We start from the raw sequence: 24,633 nt of genomic DNA, 5'->3' as shown, positions 1-24,633 counted from the left end.
GCGGTGTTCAGCCCGCCGTTTCCCCACCCTTGCCGGTGGGGGAGCCGGCGGGCTTCCGCGTGTCCGGGGCCGTCGTACGGAACGGCCGCGGCGCCCGCGGGCCGACGAGGCGGGCGGCCGGATCCCGACGCTCGCTGAGCGCCCGGTCCACCGTCGCGTCCAGGGAGAGCCGCCGGCCCTCCCGCACCGAGGCCCCGTAGCCCTCCGCGCCGAGCGCCTCGCCCGCCTGCCGCTCGCACAGGGCCCGCGCCCCGTTGAAGTAGCCCGAGCCGAACAGCTGCAGGCCCACCGAGTCCCACACCGGCAGCGCGGCCCCCTGCAGCACCGCGGCCTCCGCCGGATCGCCCTCGCTCGCCGTCACCAGCGCGAGCAGCTCGATCGCCAGGACCAGACCCACCAGGTCGTGGAACGTGTGGTTGATGGTGACGCACTCGCCGAGCAGCTCCCGCGCCTCGCCGTGATCGCCCCGGACCCACGCCGCGTACGCCAGCACATAGAGCGCGTACGCCCTGGTCCAGCGCTCGCCACGCTCCTCACAGATCTCCCGCACCTCCGCGCACAGCGCGACCGCACTCTCCAGGTCCCCCTGGAAGACCCGGGCCATGGCCAGCTCGACCTGTCCCATCAGCACATTGCTGTTCAGCTCGCCGAGCTCGCGATACGCCTCCAGCGCACGGCCGATCAGCTCCTCCGCGCGGGGCATGTCGTCCGAGAGCAGCGCCAGGCAGCCCATCCGGTGCGTCGCGTACGCCTCCGCCACCGGATTCCCGACCGAGCGGGCCCGCTCGCCGCACTCGTGCAGCGCCGCGACCGCAGCCGTGCCGTCCCCCTGCAGAATCGCCACATAACCGAGCACCCACAGCGCCTTCAGCCGGGCGGCCGTGTGTTCGGAACGCTCCGGGTCGAGCGACAGCGCCCGGTCCAGCCAGTGCCGGCCCTCCGACAACCGCCCGCACCCCGCCCAGTAGAACCAGAGCGTCCCCGCGAAGTGCTGCGCCAGATGCGCCTCGTCCGGCTGCTCCAGGCAGAGCTCCAGGGCCGCCCGCAGATTGGGCAGCGCCACGTCCGTGCAGGCCGCGACCTCGGCCTGGCGCGGGCTGAACCACTCCAGCTCGCACCAGGTGGCCAGACCCATGTACCAGTCGCGGTGCCGGCGGCGCATCCGCTCCGTGTCGCCGAGAGCCGCCAGCCACTCCGCCCCGTACGCGGACACGGTGTCAAGGAGTCGGTACCGGGGGCCCGCGGCGGAGTCCTCCCGCGTCACCAGCGACTGGGCCAGCAGGCCGCCGAGCACCTTCAGGATCTCCTCCGCCGGCAGGTCCGGGCCGCCGCAGACGTACTCCACCGCCTCCAGGTGGAACGGCCCGGCGAAGACCGACAGCCGCGCCCACAGCAGCCGCTCCCGCGGCGTGCACAGCTCATGGCTCCAGCCGATCGCCGTCCGGAGCGTCTGGTGGCGGGGCAGCGCGCCGCGCGCACCGTCGTCGAGCAGCCGGAACCGGTCGTCGAGCCGGTGCAGCATCTGCTCCGCCGTGAGCAGCGGCATCCGGGCGGCCGCCAGCTCCAGGGCCAGCGGAATCCCGTCGAGCCGCCGGCACAGCTCGTGCACGACGGCACGGTCCCGGTCGCCCTGCGCGCCGGGTGCTCCGGCGGCCGTCGCCCGCTCCCCGAAGAGGCTCACCGCGTCCGCCTCGCCCATCGGCGGGAGCGTGAACACCGCCTCCCCGTCGACCCGCAGCGGACGCCGGCCCATCGCGAGCACGGTGAGGCCGGGGGAGCGCCGCAGCAACTCCCGTACGAGCGGGGCGCACTCCTCCACGAGGTGCTCGAAGCCGTCGAGGACCAGCAGCAGCCGGCGCTCCGCGAGATGCTCGGCCAGGGTCTCGCGCGCCGTGCGCAGGGTGTGGTCGGTCAGGCCGAGCGCCTCGACCACGGCGAGGGCCACCAGATCCGGGTCGCGCAGCCCCGAGAGCTCGGCGAGCCACACGCCGTCGACGTAGCGTTTCTGCGCGGCCGAGGCGACTCTCAGGCCCAGCCGGGTCTTGCCGACACCGCCGACCCCGACGACGGTGACCAGCCGGAACTCCCCCAGGAGCCGGGTCAGTTCGTCCTGCTCGTCGGTCCGTCCGACGAACCGGTTGAGCTCCGCCGGGAGGTTGCTCCTTCGCATGGGACACGGAGCGTACTCATCCGCGCGCACTCCGTACAATCGGATCGGTCGGGTCCCTGCCCCGCGAGCGGCGGTGCGGCCCTTATCCGGTACGGGGAAAGACCCCGGGCGCGATAGGGTCGGAGGACGACTTTTGGCAAGGGCCCAACGACAGCAGAGAGCGGTGCGGAGTGACCGGTGGAGAGGTTGCCGGGATCCTGGTGGCCGTGTTCTGGGCGATTCTCGTCTCCTTCCTCGCCGTGGTGCTGGTGAGGCTGGCGCAGACGCTCAAGGCGACCACCAAGATGGTGGCGGACGTGACCGAGCAGGCCGTCCCGCTGCTCAGCGATGCCTCCGCCACCGTGCGGTCGGCACAGACCCAGCTCGACCGGGTCGACGCGATCGCCTCGGACGTCCAGGAGGTCACCTCCAACGCCTCGGCGCTCTCCAGCACCGTCGCCTCCACCTTCGGGGGCCCGCTCGTCAAGGTCGCGGCCTTCGGCTACGGGGTGCGCAAGGCCCTCGGCCGCGGCCGTGACGAGGCGCCGCCGGCGCCCTCGCGACGTACCGTCGTCGTCGGTCGCACCCTGCCGACCGCGCGACGCCGGAAGCAGAAGGGCTGAGGCGCGATGTTCCGCCGTACGTTCTGGTTCACCGCCGGCGCCGCCGCCGGCGTGTGGGCCACCACCAAGGTCAACCGGAAGCTCAAGCAGCTGACCCCGGAGAGCCTCGCCGCACAGGCGGCGAACAAGGCGATCGAGACCGGCCACCGGCTCAAGGACTTCGCCCTCGACGTCAGGGCGGGCATGGTCCAGCGTGAGGCGGAACTGGGCGAGGCGCTCGGTCTGGAGGCACCGGTGGACGCGCCCGCGGAGCGCGAGCTGCCGGGCCCGCGTCGCAGGGCCGTGCTCGACGCCACCCCGAAGACCCCTGACACCACGTATTCGTACAACCGGAATGAGGACCACTGATGGAGTCGGCTGAAATCCGCCGCCGCTGGCTGAGCTTCTTCGAGGAGCGCGGGCACACCGTCGTGCCTTCGGCGTCGCTCATCGCGGACGACCCGACTCTGCTTCTGGTCCCCGCGGGCATGGTTCCGTTCAAGCCGTACTTCCTCGGCGAGGTGAAGCCGCCGTTCGCGCGCGCCTCCAGCGTCCAGAAGTGCGTGCGCACGCCGGACATCGAAGAGGTCGGCAAGACCACCCGCCACGGCACGTTCTTCCAGATGTGCGGCAACTTCTCCTTCGGCGACTACTTCAAGGAAGGCGCCATCAAGCTCGCCTGGGAGCTGCTGACCACCTCGGTGGAGCACGGCGGCTACGGGCTGGAGCCGGAGAAGCTCTGGATCACGGTCTACCAGGACGACGACGAGGCCGAGCAGATCTGGCGCGACGTCGTCGGCGTCCCGGCCGAGCGCATCCAGCGGCTGGGCAAGAAGGACAACTTCTGGTCGATGGGCGTTCCCGGCCCCTGCGGCCCGTGTTCCGAGATCAACTACGACCGCGGCCCCGAGTTCGGCGTCGAGGGCGGCCCGGCCGTCAACGACGAGCGGTACGTGGAGATCTGGAACCTGGTCTTCATGCAGTACGAGCGCGGCGAGGGCACCTCGAAGGAGGACTTCGAGATCCTCGGCGACCTCCCGTCGAAGAACATCGACACCGGTCTCGGCCTCGAGCGCCTGGCGATGATCCTCCAGGGCGTACAGAACATGTACGAGACCGACACCCTCAAGGTCGTCATCGACAAGGCCACCGAGCTCACCGGCGTCCAGTACGGCAAGACCCACGACACCGACGTCTCGCTGCGTGTGGTGGCCGACCACATGCGTACGTCCGTGATGCTCATCGGCGACGGGGTCTCCCCCGGCAACGAGGGCCGCGGCTATGTGCTGCGCCGCATCATGCGCCGCGCCATCCGCAACATGCGCCTGCTCGGCGCCACCGACGTCGTCGTCGGGCAGCTCGTGGACACCGTGATCGACACGATGGGCGAGCAGTACCCGGAACTCGTCACCGACCGCAAGCGGATCGAGACGGTCGCCCTGGCCGAGGAGGCCCGCTTCCTCAAGACGCTCAACGCCGGCAGCAACGTGCTCGACGGCGCCGTCACCGAGACCAAGGCCGCCGGCTCCACGGTCCTCCCGGGCGACAAGGCGTTCCTGCTCCACGACACCTGGGGCTTCCCGATCGACCTGACCCTGGAGATCGCCGCCGAGCAGGGCCTCTCCGTGGACGAGGCCGGCTTCCGCCGCCTGATGCAGGAGCAGCGGGACAAGGCCAAGGCCGACGCCAAGGCCAAGAAGACCGGCCACGCCGACGTCGCCGCCTACCGCGAGATCGCGGACAGCAACGGCGCCACCGAGTTCACCGGCTACACCAACACCGAGGGCGAGACCACCGTCGTCGGCCTGCTGGTCAACGGCGTCCCCTCGCCCGCCGCCTCCGAGGGCGACGAGGTCGAGGTCGTCCTCGACCGGACCCCGTTCTACGCCGAGGGCGGCGGCCAGCTCGCCGACCAGGGCCGGATCAAGCTGCACAGCGGCGCCGTCATCGACGTCCGCGACGTCCAGCAGCCGGTCCCCGGCGTCTCCGTGCACAAGGGCTCCGTGCAGGTCGGCGAGGTGACGGTCGGCTCCACCGCCTACGCCGCCATCGACGTGCGCCGCCGCCGGTCCATCGCCCGTGCCCACAGCGCCACCCACCTCACCCACCAGGCGCTGCGCGACGCGCTCGGCCCGACCGCCGCCCAGGCCGGTTCGGAGAACTCGCCCGGTCGCTTCCGCTTCGACTTCGGCTCCCCGAACGCCGTGCCCGGCACGGTCCTGACGGACGTCGAGCAGAAGATCAACGAGGTCCTGGCCCGCGAGCTCGACGTGCACGCCGAGGTCATGCCGATCGACGAGGCCAAGCGCCAGGGCGCCATCGCCGAGTTCGGCGAGAAGTACGGCGAGAAGGTCCGCGTCGTCACCATCGGCGACTTCTCCAAGGAGCTGTGCGGCGGCACGCACGTCCACAACACCGCCCAGCTGGGCCTGGTGAAGCTGCTCGGCGAGTCGTCGATCGGCAGTGGCGTGCGCCGGGTCGAGGCCCTCGTCGGTGTCGACGCGTACAACTTCCTCGCCCGGGAGCACACGGTCGTCGCCCAGCTCCAGGAGCTGGTGAAGGGCCGCCCCGAGGAGCTTCCGGAGAAGATCTCCGCCATGCTCGGCAAGCTGAAGGACGCCGAGAAGGAGATCGAGAAGTTCCGCGCCGAGAAGGTGCTGCAGGCCGCCGCCGGTCTGGTCGAGGGGGCCAAGGACATCCGCGGTGTCGCCCTCGTCACCGGCCAGGTGCCGGACGGCACCTCCGCCGACGACCTGCGCAGGCTGGTCCTCGACGTCCGCGGCCGCATTCCGGGTGACCGCCCGGCCGTCGTGGCCCTGTTCACCACGGCCAACGGCCGTCCTCTGACGGTCATCGCCACCAACGAGGCCGCCCGCGAGCGGGGCCTCAAGGCCGGCGAGCTGGTCCGCGCGGCCGCCAAGACCCTCGGCGGCGGCGGTGGCGGCAAGCCCGACGTCGCCCAGGGCGGCGGCCAGAACCCCGAGGCCATCGGCGAGGCCATCGACGCCGTCGAGCGCCTCGTGGTGGAAACCGCGTGACGGAGTCGACGATGCGTCGCGGCCGTCGCCTCGCGATCGATGTCGGGGACGCCCGGATCGGGGTCGCCTCGTGCGACCCCGACGGGGTCCTCGCCACGCCGGTGGAGACCGTGCCGGGACGTGACGTCCCGGCCGCCCACCGGCGGCTCCGGCAGATCGTCGAGGAGTACGAACCGATCGAGGTCGTCGTGGGCCTGCCCCGCTCGCTCAGCGGGCGGGAGGGCCCGGCGGCGACCAAGGTCCGCGCCTTCGCCCGCGAGATGGCGAAGGGGATCGCCCCGGTGCCGGTGCGTCTGGTCGACGAGCGGATGACGACGGTGACGGCCACGCAGGGACTGCGGGCCTCCGGGGTGAAGGCGAAGAAGGGGCGGTCCGTCATCGATCAGGCCGCCGCTGTGATCATCCTTCAAGCTGCTCTTGAGTCCGAACGGGTATCAGGTAATCCGCCCGGCGAGGGCGTCGAAGTGGTCATCTGATCGCGATACGGTAACGTTCCGCGCGATGCGGCGGTGTTCGAACAGCTGCCGCACAACGTAGAGGCGGATCGTCCGGACGCCTCGCGGCTGTTTGGGGATCGATGACTGAGTATGGCCGGAGCCCCGGCTCCGAACCGTGGCATCCCGCGGACCCGTTGTACGGGGAGCAGGGATGGGGGGGCCAGCAGCAGTACCCGCAGCAGGCGCAGCAGTACGGCCAGGACCAGTACGCCCAGGACCAGTACGCCCAGGACCAGTACGGCCGGGGCCAGCAGGGCCAGTACGGGCAGGACCAGTACGGCCAGGCGTCGTACGGCCAGGATCCCTACGGCCAGGGCGGTCAGCAGGGCTACGACCCTCAGTACCAGCAGCAGCCTGAGCAGCCGCATCAGCCCCAGCCCCAGCAGTACAACGATCCGCAGTACGGCGGTCAGCAGGGGTACCAGGGGCAGGGTTACGACACGCCCGGGTACCCCGCACAGCAGTACGACACGAGCTGGGAGACGGGTCAGGCGGCCATGCCGTACGGCGCGACTCCCGCCGATCCGTACGGCGGTCAGGACCCCGACCTCTACGGCACCCCCGAGGCGTACCCGCCGCCGCAGCCCCCGGGCCGGCGGCAGGGTCCGCCGGAGCCGGTGATCGACTGGGAGGCGGAGCCCGCGGAGGAAGAGCGGCACCCTTTCTTCACCGGCGAGGACGGCGATTCCGACGACGACCACGACGAGGACCCCTCCGAGGGCCGCTCGTCACGAGGCGGCGGTCGTGACCGGCGCGGTGGTGGCGGCAAGAAGAGCGGCAAGAAGAAGAGCAAGAACGGCGTCGCCTGTCTGGTCGTCGCCGTCGTCCTCGCGGGCGGCGTCGGCGGCGTCGGCTATTTCGGCTACCAGTTCTGGCAGGGACAGTTCGGCGCGTCGCCCGACTACACGGGTGAGGGCAGCGGCTCGGTCCAGGTCGAGATTCCCAAGGCCGCCGGCGGCTACGAGATCGGCAACATCCTGAAGAAGGCCGGGGTCGTCGCGAGCGTCGACGCCTTCGTCTCGGCGCAGCAGCGGAACCCGAAGGGGCTGTCGATCCAGGCCGGCGTGTACACGCTGAAGAAGGAGATGTCGGCGGAGAGCGCGGTCGCGCTGATGCTGAGCCCGGCGAGCCAGGCCAACTTCGTCATCCCCGAGGGCAAGCGGAACACCTGGGTCTACGAGCAGATCGACAAGAAGCTCGGCCTCGACAAGGGCACGACGCAGGGCATCGCCAAGGCCAAGGCGAACGACCTCGGCCTCCCGGACTGGGCCAAGAACCAGAAGGACGTGCAGGACCCGCTGGAGGGCTTCCTCTTCCCGGCGAGCTACCCGGTGGCCAAGGGCAACAAGCCGGAGGACGTGCTGCGGAGGATGGTCTCGCGCGCGAACCAGGAGTACGGCAAGCACGACTTCCAGGCCGAGGCGTCCAAGCTCGGGCTCGACTCCCCCCTGGAGCTGCTCACGGTCGCGAGCCTCGTGCAGGCCGAGGGCAAGCACAAGGAGGACTTCGACAAGGTCTCGCGCGTCGTCTACAACCGGCTCAAGCCCGACAACCGGGAGACGTACGGCCTGCTCGACTTCGACTCCACGGTCAACTACGCCAAGGGTCAGAGCACGCTGGACATCGGCTCGGTGGACAAGCTGCGCCAGTTCAAGAACCCGTACAACACGTACTACATCAAGGGCCTGCCGCCCGGTCCGATCGGCAACCCGGGCCTCGAGGCGCTCAAATCGGCGATCAACCCGACGCCCGGTCCCTGGTACTACTTCGTGTCCGTCACCGAGGACGAGACCCTGTTCGCGGAGACGAACGAGGAGCACGAGCGGAACCGGCAGAAGTACGAGGAAGCACGGAAGTCCGGACAGTGACAGTGAGCAACCCGTCGCGCGCGGCCGTCCTCGGCTCGCCCATCGCCCACTCGCTCTCGCCCGTCCTGCACCGGGCGGCCTACGCGGCGCTCGGCCTCGACACCTGGTCCTACGACCGTTTCGAGGTCGACGAGGCCGCGCTTCCCGGATTCGTCGCCGGCCTCGACGACTCCTGGCGCGGGCTGTCGCTGACCATGCCGCTCAAGCGGGCGGTCATCCCGCTGCTCGACGAGATCAGCGACACGGCCTCCTCCGTCGAGGCCGTGAACACGGTCGTCCTCACCGAGGACGGCCGCCGGGTCGGCGACAACACCGACATCCCCGGCTTCGTCGCGGCCCTGCGCGAGCGGGGAGTCGAGAAGGTGGAGTCCGCCGCGATCCTCGGCGCCGGCGCCACCGCGTCGTCGGCGCTCGCCGCGCTGGCCCGGATCTGCTCCGGCCCCGTCACCGCGTACGTACGGAGCGAGGCGCGGGCCGAGGAGATGCGGGGCTGGGGCGAGCGGCTCGGCGTGGACGTCCGTACGGCGGAGTGGGGGAGTGCGGCCGAGGCGTTCGCATCCCCTCTTGTCATCGCGACCACCCCCGCCGGCGCGACCGACGCCCTGGCGCCGGACGTCACCGGCGCTCCCGGCACCCTCTTCGACGTGCTCTACCACCCCTGGCCGACCCCGCTCGCCGCGGCCTGGTCCGCCCGGGGCGGCACGGTCCTCGGAGGCCTCGACCTCCTGGTGCACCAGGCCGTCCTCCAGGTCGAGCAGATGACCGGCCGCGCCCCGGCGCCGCTCGCCGTGATGCGGCGGGCGGGCGAGAAGGCCCTGGCGTCCGCCTCGTAGCCGCCGCTCCCGGCCCGGAACTGACATATTCGCCGGATGCATCGTCCGATAACTGGACCTGAAGCGGGATCCGCCGCCGGACGTGGGAGGATCGACGACGGCGGGCCAGGGCCGCGCACCTGGCCGCGCCACAGCAGTTCTGGGCGCGAGCATGAGGAGCATCGTTGAGCAGGTTGCGCTGGCTGACCGCCGGAGAGTCCCACGGACCCGCGCTGGTCGCGACGCTGGAGGGCCTTCCCGCCGGCGTCCCGGTCACCACGGAGCTCGTGGCCGACCACCTCGCGCGGCGGCGCCTCGGCTATGGGCGCGGGGCGCGCATGAAGTTCGAGCAGGACGAGATCACCTTCCTGGGTGGTGTCCGGCACGGGCTCTCCCTCGGCTCCCCGATCGCCGTGATGGTCGGCAACACCGAGTGGCCGAAGTGGGAGAAGGTCATGTCGGCCGACCCGGTCGACCCCGCGGAGCTCAAGGAGACGGGCCGCAACGCGCCCCTGACCCGGCCCCGCCCCGGACACGCCGACCTCGCCGGCATGCAGAAGTACGGCTTCGACGAGGCCCGGCCGATCCTGGAGCGCGCCAGCGCCCGCGAGACCGCCGCCCGTGTCGCCCTCGGCGCCGTCGCCCGGTCCTTCCTGAAGGAGGCCGCGGGCATCGAGATCGTCTCCCACGTGGTGGAGCTCGCGGCCGCCAAGGCACCGTACGGCGTCTACCCGACCCCCGCCGACGTCGAGAAGCTCGACGCCGACCCCGTGCGCTGCCTCGACGCCGACGCGTCGAAGGCGATGGTCGCGGAGATCGACCAGGCCCACAAGGACGGCGACACCCTCGGCGGAGTGGTGGAGGTCCTGGCCTACGGCGTGCCCGTCGGCCTCGGCTCCCACGTCCACTGGGACCGCCGCCTGGACGCGCGGCTCGCCGCCGCGCTCATGGGCATCCAGGCCATCAAGGGCGTCGAGGTCGGCGACGGCTTCGAACTCGCCCGCGTGCCCGGCTCGAAGGCGCACGACGAGATCGTGAACACCGAGGACGGCATCAAGCGCACCACCGGCCGCTCCGGCGGCACCGAGGGCGGCCTGACCACCGGCGAGCTGCTGCGCGTCCGCGCCGCGATGAAGCCGATCGCGACCGTCCCGCGCGCGCTGGCCACCGTGGACGTCGCCACCGGCGAGGCCGCCCAGGCCCACCACCAGCGCTCCGACGTCTGCGCCGTCCCCGCCGCCGGCATCGTCGCCGAGGCCATGGTCGCGCTCGTCCTCGCGGACGCCGTCGTCGAGAAGTTCGGCGGCGACAGCGTCCCGGAGACCCGCCGCAACGTCCGCTCGTACCTCGACAACCTCCAGATCCGGTGACCGGACCCCTGGTCGTCCTGGTCGGGCCCATGGGCTCCGGCAAGTCCACGGTGGGCGCGCTCCTGGCCGAGCTGCTGGGCGCGCCCTACCGGGACACCGACGCCGACATCGTCGCCGCCCAGGGCCGTGAGATCGCGGACATCTTCATCGAGGACGGCGAGGAGCACTTCCGCGCCCTGGAGCGGGAGGCGGTACGGACCGCGGTCGCCGAGCACGACGGCGTCCTCGCCCTCGGCGGCGGCGCGATCCTCGACGCCGGCACCCGTGAGCTGCTCAGCGGGCTGCCCGTCGCCTATCTCTCGATGGACGTCGAGGAGGCGGTCCGCCGCGTCGGACTCAACACCGCGCGGCCGCTGCTCGCCGTCAACCCACGCCGCCAGTGGCGCGAGCTGATGGAGGCGCGCCGGCACCTCTACACCGAAGTCGCACGGGTCGTCGTCGCCACCGACGACCGCACCCCCGAAGAGGTCGCGAGCGCGGTCCTCGACGCACTGGAGCTGAAGAAGGACGTATGACGGACCACGAAGTGACCCGTATTCAGGTCGGCGGCTCGGCGGGCACGGATCCGTATGAGGTGCTGGTCGGACGGCAGCTGCTCGCGGAGCTGCCCGCCCTGATCGGCAACCGCGCCAAGCGCGTGGCCGTCATCCATCCCGAGGCGCTCGCCGAGACGGGCGAGGCCCTGCGGGCCGACCTCGCCGCCCAGGGCTTCGAGGCCGTGGCCATCCAGGTGCCCAACGCCGAGGAGGCCAAGACCGCCGAGGTCGCGGCGTACTGCTGGAAGGCGCTCGGCCAGACCGGCTTCACCCGCACCGACGTCATCGTCGGCGTGGGCGGTGGCGCGACCACCGACCTGGCCGGCTTCGTGGCCGCCACCTGGCTGCGCGGCGTGCGCTGGATCGCCGTACCGACCACCGTCCTCGGCATGGTCGACGCGGCCGTCGGCGGGAAGACGGGCATCAACACCGCCGAGGGCAAGAACCTCGTCGGCGCCTTCCACCCGCCCGCCGGGGTGCTCTGCGACCTGGCCGCGCTGGACTCGCTGCCGGTGAACGACTACGTCAGCGGCATGGCGGAGATCATCAAGGCCGGCTTCATCGCCGACCCGGTGATCCTCGACCTGGTGGAGGCCGACCCGCAGGGCGCCCGTACGCCCGAGGGGCCGCACACCGCCGAGCTGATCGTCCGCTCGATCAGGGTCAAGGCCGAGGTCGTCTCCGGCGACCTCAAGGAGTCGGGTCGCCGGGAGATCCTCAACTACGGCCACACCCTGGCCCACGCCATCGAGAAGAACGAGCGCTACAAGTGGCGCCACGGCGCCGCCGTGTCGGTCGGCATGGTCTTCGCCGCCGAGCTCGGCCGGCTCGCGGGCCGGCTCGACGACGCCACCGCCGACCGCCACCGTACGGTCCTGGAGTCCGTCGGCCTGCCGCTCACCTACCGCGGTGACCAGTGGCCCAAGCTCCTGGAGACCATGAAGGTGGACAAGAAGTCCCGCGGCGACCTGCTGCGCTTCATCGTCCTTGACGGGCTCGCCAAGCCGACCGTCCTCGAAGGCCCCGACCCGGCGGTGCTCGTCGCGGCCTACGGCGAGGTGTCCGCGTGAGCGATCTCAAGCCCGTCCTCGTGCTGAACGGCCCGAACCTGGGCCGGCTCGGCTCGCGTGAGCCCGACATCTACGGCGCGACGTCGTACAAGGGCCTGGTGGAGTCCTGCCGGGCCCTCGGCGCCGAGCTGGGCTTCGACGTGGACGTGCGGGAGACCAACGACGAGGGCGAGATGATCCGCTGGCTGCACGAGGCGGCGGACGGTTCGATCCCGGTCGTCATCAACCCGGGAGCGTTCACGCACTACTCGTACGGCATGCGCGACGCGGCCGCCCAGCGGACCGCGCCGCTGGTCGAGGTGCACATCTCGAACCCGTACACCCGGGAGGAGTTCCGGCACACCTCGGTCGTCGCCGGCGTCGCGACGGGGACGGTGGCCGGATTCGGGATCGGCTCCTACCGGCTGGCCCTGCGGGCGCTGGCCGAGGAACTGACCGGCTGACAGCTCGGGAGCCCCGGGCGCGCGCCGCGCCGAGCGCGCCGGGAACGCGCCCCCGAGCATCCCGGAGGCGAACGGGCCCGCCCGAGGGCACTCCTCGCCGCCCCCGGCCGTTCCCCCTGTGGGGGCCGGGGGCGGTAACGTTCCTGGAAGTATCGGCCGTACGAGACGGAGTGGCACCGGATGCAGCACGCAGTGGGGGCTCCGTTGCCACCACCCGAACCCTCGGGATGGCCGCAGGGCGCCGGGCGACCGGTCATGGCGCACGGCGGGCACCAGGCACCGCACCCGCACCCCGTCCCGCCCGCTCCGCCGCAGGCGCCCCGTCCTGCCCCGCCCGGTCCGCCGCAGGCGCACCTCCCCGCCGCGCCGCCGGCCCCCGGCTGGACCGGAAGTGTGCCGTCGCACCCCGGCCAGCCCGCGCAGGCGCCGCGCGACACCACCGGACACGTCCAGCTGCCGCCCGTCGCCATGCCCGCGCCGCCCGCCGCCGAGCCCGGCACCGGCACGGCGACCCTCGCCGTCCTGCTGATCGGCCCGGCCGGCGCCGGCAAGACGACCGTCGCCCGCCACTGGGCCCAGCGCCGCCGCGTGTCCACCGCGCACATCAGCCTCGACGACGTCCGCGAGTGGGTGTGTTCCGGCTTCGCCGACCCCCAGTCCGGGTGGAACGAGCACTCCGAGGCCCAGTACCGCCTCGCTCGCCGGACCTGCGGCTTCGCGGCCCGCAACTTCCTCGCCAACGGCATCTCGTGCATCCTCGACGACGCCGTCTTCCCCGACCGGCCCGTCGTCGGCCTCGGCGGCTGGAAGCGGCACGTGGGCCCCGGGCTGCTTCCGGTGGTCCTCCTCCCCGGCCTGGAGATCGTCCTGGAGCGCAACGCCGAGCGCAGCGGCAACCGGCGTCTCTCGGACGAGGAGGTCGCCTCCATCCACGGCCGGATGGCCGGCTGGTACGGTTCCGGCCTGCCGATCATCGACAACTCCACGTACGACGTCGAGACCACCGCCCGCGTCCTCGACGAGGTCCTGGCCCGGTCGATAGCGAGCCCGCCCGCCTGGTGACGGCCCGATGCCGACCGGTGATGGCCGGTGACGGCCCGATGCGGGCGGTGATGGCCCGGTCGGCCGCGCTGAGCAGGCCGGGGCGGCCCGCCCCTCGTAGGCTCGGAACATGTCAGAGGTGTATGCGGACCGACGAATGCGGCTGCGCGACCGGTGCGCGGCAGTCGGCAGCCCGGCGGCCCTGGTCTCCCGCCCCGCCAACGTCCGCTATCTCGCGGGCGGTTCGCCCCCGGGCGCCGTGCTGCTGCTCGGCCCGGACGAGGACGTACTGCTCTGTCCCACCGCCCCCGGCGGCGATCCGGCCGACGGGCGGCTCGACGAGCTGCTCCGGCAGGCCATTCTGCCCGCGGCCGACGGCGATCCGGCCGTCGCGGCCGTCGACTTCGCCCGCAAGGCGGGTGCGCACTCCCTCGCCGTCGAGGAGCACCATCTGACCGTGGCCCGCCACCGGGCCATGGGCTCCGTCGCCCCGCAGCTGCAGCTCGCCGATCTCGGCGGAGCCGTGGAGCAGCTGAGGATCGTGAAGGACGAGGACGAGATCGCCTGTCTGCGGATCGCGGCCGAGATCGCCGACCAGGCGCTGGGGGAGCTGCTGGAGTCCATCCTGGTCGGGCGGACCGAACGGCATCTCGCCCTGGAGCTGGAGCGCCGGCTCGTCGACCACGGCGCGGACGGCGCCGCCTTCCCGACCTCCGTGGCCACCGGTCCGAACTCCGGCCGGAGCGGCCACCGGCCCTCCGACCGCCGTGTCGAGGAAGGAGATTTCCTCTCCGTCTGCCTTGGCGCCAACTACCGTGGCTACCGCTGCGAGATCGGCCGTACGTTCGTCATCGGTACAACCCCAGCGGACTGGCAGATCGAGCTGTACGACCTTGTCTTCGCCGCTCAGAGGGCAGGCCGGGAGTCGCTCGCGCCCGGCGCCGAATACCGGGACGTGGACCGCGCCGCACGGCACATCCTGGACGCCGCGGGTCACGGAGAGGCCGTTCCGCTCCTCACCGGGCACGGTGTGGGCCTGGAAATCGACGAGGACCCGCAGCTCGCACCCTCGGCCATGGGTAAACTGGACGCTTGTGTGCCGGTCACCGTCGAACCGGGGGTCCACCTCCCGGGCCGGGGCGGGGTCCGGATCGATGACACGCTCGTCGTGCGCCAGGAGGCGGACGGCGGACCCGAGCTACTCACCATTACGACCAAGGAGCTGCTCGCGCTGTAGGGCGCGTACGCCTCCCTGGTCCACGTCAGTCCAGGAGATTCCGCAACCGTGGCTTCCACGAACGACCTCAAGAACGGCATGGTGCTCAAGCTCGAAGGCGGCCAGCTCTGGTCCGTCGTCGAGTTCCAGCACGTCAAGCCCGGCAAGGGCCCCGCCTTCGTGCGCACCAAGCTCAAGAACGTGCTGTCCGGCAAGGTCGTCGACAAGACCTTCAACGCCGGTGTGAAGGTCGAGACGGCCACCATCGACCGCCGCGACATGCAGTTCTCGTACATGGACGGCGACTACTTCGTCTTCATGGACATGCAGACCTACGACCAGCTCATGGTCGAGCGCAAGGCCGTCGGCGACGCCGCCAACTTCCTGATCGAGGGCTTCACCGCCTCCGTGGCCCAGCACGAGGGCGAGGTGCTCTACGTCGAGCTGCCGGCCGCCGTCGTGCTGACCATCGAGCACACCGACCCGGGCGTCCAGGGCGACCGTTCCACCGGCGGCACCAAGCCCGCCAAGCTGGAGACCGGCCACGAGATCCAGGTCCCGCTCTTCGTCACCACCGGTGAGAAGGTCAAGGTCGACACGCGCACCAGCGACTACCTCGGCCGGGTGAACGACTAACCGTGGCTGCTCGGAGCAAGGCCCGTAAGCGCGCCTTCCAGATCCTCTTCGAGGCCGACCAGCGCGGTGCGTCCGTGCAGGAGGTCCTCGCGGACTGGGTCCGGCACGCCCGGTCCGACGACCGCCAGCCGCCGGTCAACGAGTTCACGATGCAGCTGGTCGAGGGGTACGCGGGTCACGCGAACCGGATCGACGAGCTCATCGCCACCTACGCGGTGGACTGGGACCTGGACCGGATGCCGGCCGCCGACCGGAACATCGTCCGCCTCGGCGCGTACGAACTGATCTGGGCCGACGAGACGCCGGACGCCGTGGCGATCGACGAGGCGGTGCAGCTCGCCAAGGAGTTCTCCACCGACGAGTCCCCGACGTTCGTCAACGGCCTCCTGGCCCGCTTCAAGGACTTGAAGCCGCGCCTTCGCCGGGACGCCTGAACCCGCGCCCCGGCAGACGAAGGGGCCCGCAGCACATGGTGCTGCGGGCCCCTTCGCCGTGCTCCCGCGCCGCTCTCGCAGCCGGTCCGCGCCCTACGGAAACCGCCGGGGCGGAGAAGGCCCTCAGGCCCTCCCCGCCCCGGCGGCAACGTTTCTGCTCAGCTGTCCTCGTGGGCGACCGCGCGGCGCGCGTCCGCGTCCAGAACGCCCCAGCTGATCAGCTGCTCGGTCAGCACCGAGGGCGACTGGTCGTAGATGACGGCGAGCGTGCGCAGGTCGTCCTGGCGGATCGACAGCACCTTGCCGTTGTAGTCGCCGCGCTGCGACTGGATCGTCGCCGCGTAGCGCTGCAGCGGGCCGGCCTTCTCCTGCGGGACGTGGGCCAGGCGCTCGAGGTCGAGAACGAGCTTCGGCGGCGGCTCGGCGGCCCCGCCGGGGGTCGTGCCGGGCAGGAGCTCCTGCACCGGAACGCCGTAGAAGTCCGCGAGCTCGGCGAGGCGCTGCACCGTCACGGCGCGGTCACCGCGCTCGTACGAGCCGACCACGACGGCCTTCCAGCGGCCCTGGGACTTCTCTTCCACACCGTGGAGGGAAAGGCCCTGCTGGGTGCGGATGGCACGGAGCTTGGCCCCGAGCTGCTTTGCGTATTCGCTGGACATATAGCTCCCCGGACGCTGGACGCTGTGGACAACGTGCGGCTCCGCCGCGTGGCTGGTAACTCACTGTGAGGTTACGCAGCGTTACTCTTTCCCGTCAAGCCGAATGGTCCATACCGCCCCCTCCCGGGGGACGGCGCCCGGAGTGGCGGCAGGGTGGTGAGCAGGGCGGTCGCCCGCCCCTGGTAGAGTCGGTGGCGCAATTCCGACGTCCTTTAAGGTCCGTCCCGTGAGGCGGAGAAGGAGGTCCGTTTCATATGGACACGCAGCAGCAGACCGATGCCGCCCGCCCTGTTCTCGAGGGTCCGGACATCGCGCGGGTACTGACCCGCATCGCCCACGAGATCGTCGAGCGCGCCAAGGGTGCCGACGACGTGGTCCTCCTCGGCATTCCCACGCGTGGCGTCTTCCTCGCCCGCCGGCTGGCCGACAAGCTCGCCGAGATCACCGGACGCACCATCCCGGTCGGCTCCCTCGACATCACCATGTACCGCGACGACCTGCGGATGAAGCCCGCGCGCGCCATCGGCCGCACCGAGATCCCCGGTGACGGCGTCGACGGCCGCCTGGTCGTCCTCGTGGACGACGTGCTCTTCTCCGGCCGTACGATCCGGGCCGCGCTCGACGCGCTCGGCGACATCGGCCGCCCCCGCGCCGTCCAGCTCGCGGTCCTCGTCGACCGCGGCCACCGCGAACTCCCGATCCGCGCCGACTACGTCGGCAAGAACCTCCCCACGTCGCTGCGGGAGACGGTCAAGGTCCAGCTCGCCGAGGAGGACGGTCGCGACACCGTGCTGCTCGGCAGCAAGCCCAGCGCTTAGCCCGTACGGGCTTGTCCGACGGGTCCAGGGCACGCCCCTGCGCGCCCGCACGCCCGACGGGCCCTCCGGGGGACACCCCCCGACCCCCGACCTCCCCACCACGGAGAGAACCCCCGATGATGCGTCACCTCATCTCGGCCGCCGACCTCACCCGCGACGACGCCGTCCTCATCCTCGACACCGCCGAGGAGATGGCCCGGGTGGCCGACCGGCCGATCAAGAAGCTGCCGACCCTGCGCGGCCGAACGATCTGCAACCTGTTCTTCGAGGACTCCACCCGTACGCGGATCTCCTTCGAGGCCGCCGAGAAGCGCCTCTCCGCGGACGTGATCAACTTCGCGGCCAAGGGTTCCAGCGTCTCCAAGGGCGAGTCCCTCAAGGACACCGCCCAGACCCTGGAGGCGATGGGCGTCGACGCCGTCGTCATCCGCCACAGCGCCTCCGGCGCCCCCTACCGGCTCGCCACCTCCGGCTGGATCGACGCCCCCGTCATCAACGCCGGCGACGGCACCCACCAGCACCCCACGCAGGCCCTGCTGGACGCCTTCACCATGCGCCGCCGGCTCGTCGGCCGTGACGCCGGCCTCGGCCAGGACCTCGCCGGCAAGCGCATCACCCTCGTCGGCGACGTCCTGCACAGCCGCGTCGCCCGCTCCAACGTCGACCTGCTGCGGACCCTGGGCGCCGAGGTCACCCTGGTGGCCCCGCCCACCCTGGTCCCGGTCGGCGTCGAGACCTGGCCCTGCGCCGTCAGCTACGACCTGGACAGCGTGCTGCCGAAGTCCGACGCGGTCATGATGCTGCGTGTGCAGCGCGAGCGGATGAACGCGGCCTTCTTCCCGACCGAGCGCGAGTACTCGCGGCGGTACGGGCTCGACGGCGAGCGGATGGCGAAGATGCCCGACCACGCCATCGTCATGCACCCCGGCCCCATGGTCCGCGGCATGGAGATCACCGCCGAGGTCGCCGACTCCGACCGCTGCACGGTCGTCGAGCAGGTCGCCAACGGCGTCTCCATCCGGATGGCCGTCCTGTACCTGCTTCTGGGCGGCAACGAGCCCGCCGTCAGCCACCACCGCACCGAGGAGAACAAGTGACCATGAGCAAGATCCTTATCCGTGGTGCGAAGGTGCTCGGCGGCGAGGCCCAGGACGTCCTGATCGAGGGCGAGACCATCGCCGCGGTGGGTACGGGCCTGGCGGCCGAGGACGCGACGGTCGTCGAGGCCGAGGGGCAGATCCTCCTCCCCGGCCTGGTCGATCTCCACACCCACCTGCGCGAGCCCGGCCGCGAGGACTCCGAGACCGTTCTCACCGGCACCCGCGCGGCCGCCTCCGGCGGCTACACCGCCGTCTTCGCCATGGCCAACACCTTCCCCGTCGCCGACACCGCCGGCGTCGTCGAGCAGGTCTACCGGCTCGGCAAGCAGTCCGGCTACTGCGACGTGCAGCCCATCGGCGCCGTCACCGTCGGCCTGGAGGGCAAGAAGCTCGCCGAGCTCGGCGCGATGCACGACTCCGCCGCGGGCGTCACCGTCTTCTCCGACGACGGCAAGTGCGTCGACGACGCCGTGATGATGCGCCGCGCCCTGGAGTACGTGAAGGCCTTCGGCGGCGTCGTCGCCCAGCACGCCCAGGAGCCCCGGCTGACCGAGGGCGCCCAGATGAACGAGGGCGTCGTCTCCGCCGAGCTGGGTCTCGGCGGCTGGCCCGCAGTCGCCGAGGAGTCGATCATCGCCCGCGACGTCCTCCTCGCCGAGCACGTCGGCTCCCGGGTGCACATCTGCCACCTCTCCACGGCCGGCTCGGTCGAGATCGTCCGCTGGGCCAAGTCCCGCGGCATCGACGTCACCGCCGAGGTCACCCCGCACCACCTCCTCCTCACCGACGAGCTGGTACGGAGCTACAACCCGGTCTACAAGGTCAACCCCCCGCTGCGCACCGAGCGTGACGTGATGGCGCTCCGCGAGGCCCTGGCCGACGGCACCATCGACATCGTCGCCACCGACCACGCCCCGCACCCGCACGAGGACAAGGACTGCGAGTGGGCCGCGGCCGCCATGGGCATGGTCGGCCTGGAGACCGCGCTCTCCGTCGTCCAGCAGACGATGGTCGAGACCGGACTGCTCGACTGGGCCGGCGTCGCCGACCGCATGTCCGTCAAGCCCGCGCGGATCGGGCAGGCCACGGGCCACGGACGACCCGTCTCGGCAGGTGAGCCCGCGAACCTCACGCTGGTCGATCCGGCATACCGTGGTCTCGTGGACCCCGCGGGCTTCGCCTCCCGCAGCCGTAACACCCCCTACGAGGGCCGCGAGCTGCCGGGTCGCGTCACCCACACCTTCCTGCGGGGCCGGGCAACGGTCGTGGACGGGAAACTGGCGTGACACCTGCATTCATCACTCTGGCCGCCGAGCAGAAGTCGGCCGAGGTCACCGACTGGGCCGGACGGCTCGGCTGGGTGGCCGGGCTCCTGCTCTTCGTCGCCTTCGTCTACTGGCTGATGCGCCAGGGATGGAAGTGGCGCGGCAGCCTCCAGTCGGACCTCCCCGAGCTGCCCACCGTGCCGGACCCGCGCGGCGAGGCCACACTGACTCTCAGCGGGCGCTACCACGGCTCGACCACGGCCGGGCAGTGGCTCGACCGGATCGTCGCCCACGGTCTGGGCGCCCGCAGCCGGGTCGAGCTCACGCTGACCGACGCGGGCCTGGAGGTCGTACGCCCCGGGGCGACCGACTTCTTCGTCCCCGCCGCCGCCCTGCGCGAGGCCCGGCTCGACAAGGGCATCGCCGGCAAGGTCCTGGCCGAGGGCGGGCTGCTCGTCGTCACCTGGGCACACGGCGACAAGCTCCTCGACTCCGGCTTCCGCTCCGACCGGGCGGCCGAGCACGCCGCCTGGGTCGAAGCCATCAACACCATGACCACGACGCAACACGCAAGCACGACGGAAGGCACCGCACGATGACGACCTCCACAAGGGGAGCCAAGGTTCCCGCCGTACTCGTCCTGGAGGACGGCCGCACCTTCCGCGGCCGCGCCTACGGGGCCGTGGGGGAGACCTTCGGCGAGGCCGTGTTCTCCACCGGCATGACCGGCTACCAGGAGACCCTCACCGACCCGTCGTACCACCGCCAGGTCGTCGTGATGACCGCCCCGCACGTCGGCAACACCGGCGTCAACGACGAGGACCCCGAGTCGGCGAAGATCTGGGTCGCCGGCTACGTCGTCCGCGACCCCGCCCGCGTCTCCTCCAACTGGCGCGCCCAGCGCTCCCTGGACGAGGAGCTCGCCGCCCAGGGCGTCGTCGGCATCTCCGGCATCGACACCCGCGCCCTCACCCGCCACCTGCGCGAGCGCGGCGCCATGCGCGTCGGCATCTTCTCCGGTGACGCGGTGATGGACGACGCCGTGCTCCTCGCCAAGGTGCAGGAAGCCCCGCAGATGAAGGGCGCGAACCTCGCCGCCGAGGTCGCCACCAAGGAGACGTACGTCGTCCCCGCCATCGGTGAGAAGAAGTTCACCGTCGCCGCCGTCGACCTCGGCATCAAGGGCATGACCCCGCACCGGATGGCCGAGCGCGGCATCGAGGTGCACGTGCTGCCCGCCACCGCCACCGTCGAGGACGTGTACGCGGTCAACCCGGACGGCGTGTTCTTCTCCAACGGCCCGGGCGACCCGGCCACCGCCGACGGACCCGTCTCCGTCATGCAGGGCGTGCTCGCCCGCAAGACCCCGCTCTTCGGCATCTGCTTCGGCAACCAGATCCTCGGGCGCGCCCTCGGCTTCGGCACCTACAAGCTGAAGTACGGCCACCGCGGCATCAACCAGCCGGTGCAGGACCGTACGACCGGCAAGGTCGAAGTCACCGCGCACAACCACGGCTTCGCCGTCGACGCGCCCCTCGACAAGGTCTCCGAGACCCCCTTCGGCCGCGCCGAGGTCTCCCACGTCTGCCTGAACGACCAGGTCGTCGAGGGCCTCCAGCTCCTCGACCAGCCGGCCTTCAGCGTCCAGTACCACCCCGAGGCGGCCGCGGGCCCGCACGACGCCGCGTACCTCTTCGACCGTTTCGTATCCCTGATGGAGGCCGAGCGTGCCTAAGCGCACCGATATCCAGTCCGTCCTGGTCATCGGCTCCGGCCCGATCGTCATCGGCCAGGCAGCCGAGTTCGACTACTCCGGCACCCAGGCCTGCCGCATCCTCAAGGCCGAGGGCCTGCGGGTCATCCTGGTCAACTCCAACCCGGCGACGATCATGACCGACCCGGAGATCGCCGACGCCACCTACGTCGAGCCGATCACCCCCGAGTTCGTCGAGAAGATCATCGCCAAGGAGCGCCCCGACGCCCTCCTGCCCACCCTCGGCGGCCAGACCGCGCTCAACACCGCCATCTCCATGCACGAGCAGGGTGTGCTGGAGAAGTACGGTGTCGAGCTCATCGGCGCCAACGTCGAGGCCATCCACAAGGGCGAGGACCGCGACCTCTTCAAGGGCGTCGTCGAGGCCGTCAAGGCCAAGATCGGTTACGGCGAGTCCGCCCGCTCGGTCATCTGCCACTCCATGGACGACGTGATCCAGGGCGTCGAGACGCTCGGCGGCTACCCCGTCGTCGTCCGCCCCTCCTTCACCATGGGCGGCGCCGGCTCCGGCTTCGCCCACGACGAGGAGGAGCTGCGCCGCATCGCCGGCCAGGGCCTGACCCTCTCGCCGACCACCGAGGTGCTCCTGGAGGAGTCCATCCTCGGCTGGAAGGAGTACGAGCTGGAGCTGATGCGCGACAAGAACGACAACGTCGTGGTCGTCTGCTCCATCGAGAACTTCGACCCGATGGGCGTCCACACCGGTGACTCGATCACCGTCGCCCCGGCGATGACCCTCACCGACCGCGAGTACCAGCGGCTGCGCGACATCGGCATCGCGATCATCCGCGAGGTCGGTGTCGACACCGGCGGCTGCAACATCCAGTTCGCGGTCAACCCGGACGACGGCCGGATCATCGTCATCGAGATGAACCCGCGCGTCTCCCGCTCCTCGGCGCTCGCCTCCAAGGCCACCGGCTTCCCGATCGCCAAGATCGCGGCCCGTCTCGCCGTCGGCTACACGCTGGACGAGATCCCCAACGACATCACGGAGAAGACCCCGGCGTCCTTCGAGCCCACGCTCGACTACGTCGTGGTCAAGGCCCCGCGCTTCGCCTTCGAGAAGTTCCCCTCCGCCGACTCCACGCTGACCACGACCATGAAGTCGGTCGGCGAGGCCATGGCCATCGGCCGGAACTTCACCGAGGCGCTCCAGAAGGCCCTGCGCTCCCTGGAGAAGAAGGGCTCGCAGTTCACCTTCGTCGGCCCGGTCGGCGACAAGGACGAGCTGCTGCGGGAGTCGGTCCGCCCGACCGACGGCCGCATCAACACCGTCATGCAGGCCATCCGCGCCGGCGCCACCCCCGAGGAGGTCTTCGACGCCACGAAGATCGACCCGTGGTTCGTCGACCAGATGTTCCTGATCAAGGAGATCGCCGACGAGCTGGCCGCCGCCGACAAGCTCGACCCCGAGCTGCTCGCCGAGGCCAAGCGCCACGGCTTCTCCGACGTCCAGATCGCCGAGATCCGCGGCCTGCGGGAGGACGTCGTCCGCGAGGTCCGGCACGCCCTGGGCGTCCGCCCGGTCTACAAGACGGTCGACACCTGCGCCGCCGAGTTCGCCGCCAAGACCCCGTACTTCTACTCCTCGTACGACGAGGAGAGCGAGGTCGCGCCGCGCGAGAAGCCCGCCGTGATCATCCTGGGCTCCGGCCCGAACCGCATCGGCCAGGGCATCGAGTTCGACTACTCCTGCGTCCACGCCTCCTTCGCGCTCAGCGACGCGGGCTACGAGACCGTGATGGTCAACTGCAACCCGGAGACCGTCTCGACGGACTACGACACCTCCGACCGCCTGTACTTCGAGCCGCTCACGCTCGAGGACGTGCTGGAGATCGTCCATGCCGAGACGCTGGCGGGACCCGTCGCCGGTGTCGTCGTCCAGCTCGGCGGCCAGACCCCGCTGGGCCTCGCCCAGGCGCTCAAGGACAACGGCGTGCCGGTCGTCGGCACCTCTCCGGAGGCCATCCACGCCGCCGAGGACCGCGGCGCCTTCGGCCAGGTCCTCGCCGACGCCGGACTGCCCGCTCCCAAGCACGGCACCGCGACCACCTTCGCCGGCGCCAAGGCCATCGCCGACGAGATCGGCTACCCCGTCCTCGTACGCCCCTCGTACGTGCTCGGCGGCCGCGGCATGGAGATCGTCTACGACGAGGCCCGCCTCGAGAAGTACATCGCCGAGTCCACCGAGATCAGCCCCACCCGGCCGGTCCTGGTCGACCGCTTCCTCGACGACGCCATCGAGATCGACGTCGACGCGCTCTACGACGGCCACGAGCTCTACCTCGGCGGCGTCATGGAGCACATCGAGGAGGCCGGCATCCACTCCGGCGACTCGGCCTGCGCCCTGCCCCCGATCACCCTCGGCGGCTTCGACATCAAGCGCCTGCGCGTCTCCACCGAGGCGATCGCCAAGGGCGTCGGCGTGCGCGGACTGATCAACATCCAGTTCGCCATGGCCGGCGACATCCTGTACGTCCTCGAGGCCAACCCCCGCGCCTCCCGGACGGTCCCCTTCACCTCGAAGGCGACCGCCGTGCCGCTCGCGAAGGCCGCCGCCCGCATCTCGCTGGGCGCCACCATCGCCGAGCTGCGCGAGGAGGGCCTGCTGCCGAAGAACGGTGACGGCGGCACCCTGCCGCTCGACGCGCCGATCTCCGTCAAGGAGGCCGTGATGCCGTGGAGCCGCTTCCGCGACGTGCACGGCCGCGGCGTCGACACCGTCCTCGGCCCGGAGATGCGCTCCACCGGCGAGGTCATGGGCATCGACTCGGTCTTCGGCACGGCGTACGCCAAGTCGCAGGCCGGCGCCTACGGCCCGCTGCCCACCAAGGGCCGCGCGTTCGTCTCCGTCGCCAACCGCGACAAGCGTTCGATGATCTTCCCGGCGCGCGAGCTGGTCGCCCACGGCTTCGAGCTGCTCGCCACCTCCGGCACCGCCGAGGTCCTCAAGCGCAACGGCATCAACGCCACCGTCGTGCGCAAGCTCAGCGAGGGCGAGGGGCCGGGCGGGGAGAAGACGATCGTCCAGCTGATCCACGACGGTCAGGTCGACCTCATCGTCAACACCCCGTACGGCACCGGTGGCCGCCTCGACGGCTACGAGATCCGTACGGCGGCGGTCTCGCGCGGCGTCCCGTGCCTCACCACGGTCCAGGCGCTCGCCGCGGCCGTCCAGGGCATCGACGCGCTCACCCACGGCGACGTGGGCGTCCGCTCGCTCCAGGAACACGCGGCGCGTCTGACCGCGGCCCGCGACTAGCAGCCCGACGAGGGGGACACCGGAAACGGTGTCCCCCTCTTGG

General features: G+C 71.4%; 22 protein-coding genes. 20 read left to right on the top strand and 2 right to left on the bottom strand.

Annotation, left to right across the window (positions count from 1 at the left end; translation table 11 throughout):
- Positions 1 to 7: 7 nt before the first annotated feature.
- Positions 8 to 2,170: an ATP-binding protein gene (locus ACFYV5_RS23045; protein ID WP_389171333.1), complete on the bottom strand. Its 2,163-nt coding sequence runs from the start codon at positions 2,168 to 2,170 to the stop codon at positions 8 to 10.
- Between the two features lie 170 nt (positions 2,171 to 2,340).
- Here ACFYV5_RS23045 and ACFYV5_RS23040 point away from each other — a divergent pair, with 170 nt between their 5' ends.
- From ACFYV5_RS23040 to nusB, 14 genes are all read left to right on the top strand, one after another.
- Positions 2,341 to 2,772 (top strand): DUF948 domain-containing protein, encoded by a 432-nt coding sequence (locus ACFYV5_RS23040; protein ID WP_355111759.1) that lies wholly within the window; start codon positions 2,341 to 2,343, stop codon positions 2,770 to 2,772.
- Between the two features lie 6 nt (positions 2,773 to 2,778).
- Positions 2,779 to 3,120, top strand: a complete 342-nt coding sequence (locus ACFYV5_RS23035) for a DUF6167 family protein (protein ID WP_389171330.1) — start codon at positions 2,779 to 2,781, stop codon at positions 3,118 to 3,120.
- Entirely contained in the window at positions 3,120 to 5,789 is a 2,670-nt protein-coding gene (alaS, locus tag ACFYV5_RS23030; protein ID WP_389171327.1) for an alanine--tRNA ligase, read from the top strand. Before ACFYV5_RS23035 ends, alaS begins: the two co-directional genes overlap by 1 nt.
- Positions 5,790 to 5,800: 11 nt before the next feature.
- Positions 5,801 to 6,265 (top strand): Holliday junction resolvase RuvX, encoded by a 465-nt coding sequence (gene ruvX, locus ACFYV5_RS23025; RefSeq protein ID WP_355112071.1) that lies wholly within the window; start codon positions 5,801 to 5,803, stop codon positions 6,263 to 6,265.
- A 101-nt stretch (positions 6,266 to 6,366) separates the two neighbouring features.
- The gene (mltG, locus tag ACFYV5_RS23020; RefSeq protein ID WP_389171325.1) at positions 6,367 to 8,154 is read left to right on the top strand and encodes an endolytic transglycosylase MltG; all 1,788 of its coding nucleotides are present in this window, start codon (positions 6,367 to 6,369) and stop codon (positions 8,152 to 8,154) included.
- 2 nt (positions 8,155 to 8,156) lie between these two features.
- The gene (locus ACFYV5_RS23015; protein WP_389171942.1) at positions 8,157 to 8,987 is read left to right on the top strand and encodes a shikimate dehydrogenase; all 831 of its coding nucleotides are present in this window, start codon (positions 8,157 to 8,159) and stop codon (positions 8,985 to 8,987) included.
- A 164-nt stretch (positions 8,988 to 9,151) separates the two neighbouring features.
- Positions 9,152 to 10,336 (top strand): chorismate synthase, encoded by a 1,185-nt coding sequence (gene aroC / locus ACFYV5_RS23010; protein ID WP_355111753.1) that lies wholly within the window; start codon positions 9,152 to 9,154, stop codon positions 10,334 to 10,336.
- A gap of 29 nt (positions 10,337 to 10,365) precedes the next feature.
- On the top strand, positions 10,366 to 10,851 hold the full coding sequence (locus ACFYV5_RS23005) for a shikimate kinase (protein ID WP_355112068.1): 486 nt from the start codon (positions 10,366 to 10,368) through the stop codon (positions 10,849 to 10,851).
- On the top strand, positions 10,848 to 11,942 hold the full coding sequence (gene aroB, locus ACFYV5_RS23000) for a 3-dehydroquinate synthase (RefSeq protein ID WP_355111752.1): 1,095 nt from the start codon (positions 10,848 to 10,850) through the stop codon (positions 11,940 to 11,942). Before ACFYV5_RS23005 ends, aroB begins: the two co-directional genes overlap by 4 nt.
- On the top strand, positions 11,939 to 12,385 hold the full coding sequence (locus ACFYV5_RS22995; RefSeq protein WP_355111750.1) for a type II 3-dehydroquinate dehydratase: 447 nt from the start codon (positions 11,939 to 11,941) through the stop codon (positions 12,383 to 12,385). The genes aroB and ACFYV5_RS22995 overlap by 4 nt, the downstream gene beginning before the upstream one ends.
- 180 nt (positions 12,386 to 12,565) lie before the next feature.
- Complete coding sequence (locus tag ACFYV5_RS22990) at positions 12,566 to 13,447, top strand: AAA family ATPase (RefSeq protein WP_389171321.1); 882 nt, start codon at positions 12,566 to 12,568, stop codon at positions 13,445 to 13,447.
- A gap of 109 nt (positions 13,448 to 13,556) precedes the next feature.
- A complete protein-coding gene (locus ACFYV5_RS22985; RefSeq protein ID WP_389171318.1) occupies positions 13,557 to 14,663 on the top strand; it encodes an aminopeptidase P family protein in 1,107 nt (368 codons plus the stop codon).
- A 48-nt stretch (positions 14,664 to 14,711) separates the two neighbouring features.
- Positions 14,712 to 15,278 carry an elongation factor P gene (gene efp / locus ACFYV5_RS22980; RefSeq protein ID WP_355111746.1) on the top strand — a complete coding sequence of 189 codons (567 nt, stop codon included), beginning with the start codon at positions 14,712 to 14,714 and terminating at the stop codon, positions 15,276 to 15,278.
- Positions 15,279 to 15,280: 2 nt separating this feature from the next.
- A complete protein-coding gene (gene nusB / locus ACFYV5_RS22975) occupies positions 15,281 to 15,712 on the top strand; it encodes a transcription antitermination factor NusB (RefSeq protein WP_355111745.1) in 432 nt (143 codons plus the stop codon).
- A 158-nt stretch (positions 15,713 to 15,870) separates the two neighbouring features.
- Here nusB and bldD read toward each other — a convergent pair whose 3' ends face one another.
- Positions 15,871 to 16,371: a transcriptional regulator BldD gene (gene bldD / locus ACFYV5_RS22970; protein ID WP_030214967.1), complete on the bottom strand. Its 501-nt coding sequence runs from the start codon at positions 16,369 to 16,371 to the stop codon at positions 15,871 to 15,873.
- A gap of 254 nt (positions 16,372 to 16,625) precedes the next feature.
- On the opposite strand from bldD, the gene pyrR reads away from it, so the two are divergent.
- From pyrR to carB, 6 genes are all read left to right on the top strand, one after another.
- Positions 16,626 to 17,189: a bifunctional pyr operon transcriptional regulator/uracil phosphoribosyltransferase PyrR gene (pyrR, locus tag ACFYV5_RS22965; protein WP_355111743.1), complete on the top strand. Its 564-nt coding sequence runs from the start codon at positions 16,626 to 16,628 to the stop codon at positions 17,187 to 17,189.
- 116 nt (positions 17,190 to 17,305) lie between these two features.
- Positions 17,306 to 18,286 (top strand): aspartate carbamoyltransferase catalytic subunit, encoded by a 981-nt coding sequence (locus ACFYV5_RS22960; RefSeq protein WP_355111741.1) that lies wholly within the window; start codon positions 17,306 to 17,308, stop codon positions 18,284 to 18,286.
- A gap of 2 nt (positions 18,287 to 18,288) precedes the next feature.
- On the top strand, positions 18,289 to 19,575 hold the full coding sequence (locus ACFYV5_RS22955; RefSeq protein WP_355111740.1) for a dihydroorotase: 1,287 nt from the start codon (positions 18,289 to 18,291) through the stop codon (positions 19,573 to 19,575).
- Positions 19,572 to 20,153, top strand: a complete 582-nt coding sequence (locus ACFYV5_RS22950) for a hypothetical protein (RefSeq protein ID WP_355111738.1) — start codon at positions 19,572 to 19,574, stop codon at positions 20,151 to 20,153. Before ACFYV5_RS22955 ends, ACFYV5_RS22950 begins: the two co-directional genes overlap by 4 nt.
- Positions 20,150 to 21,289: a glutamine-hydrolyzing carbamoyl-phosphate synthase small subunit gene (carA, locus tag ACFYV5_RS22945; RefSeq protein WP_355111737.1), complete on the top strand. Its 1,140-nt coding sequence runs from the start codon at positions 20,150 to 20,152 to the stop codon at positions 21,287 to 21,289. The genes ACFYV5_RS22950 and carA overlap by 4 nt, the downstream gene beginning before the upstream one ends.
- Positions 21,282 to 24,590 carry a carbamoyl-phosphate synthase large subunit gene (carB, locus tag ACFYV5_RS22940; protein ID WP_355111735.1) on the top strand — a complete coding sequence of 1,103 codons (3,309 nt, stop codon included), beginning with the start codon at positions 21,282 to 21,284 and terminating at the stop codon, positions 24,588 to 24,590. The genes carA and carB overlap by 8 nt, the downstream gene beginning before the upstream one ends.
- Positions 24,591 to 24,633: the final 43 nt, after the last annotated feature.

Source organism: Streptomyces sp. NPDC003035, from assembly GCF_042888285.1.
In the GTDB taxonomy this organism is placed as follows: domain Bacteria; phylum Actinomycetota; class Actinomycetes; order Streptomycetales; family Streptomycetaceae; genus Streptomyces.
Note: the sequence above shows the minus strand (reverse complement) of the source record. Positions and strands in the feature narration are given on the sequence as shown.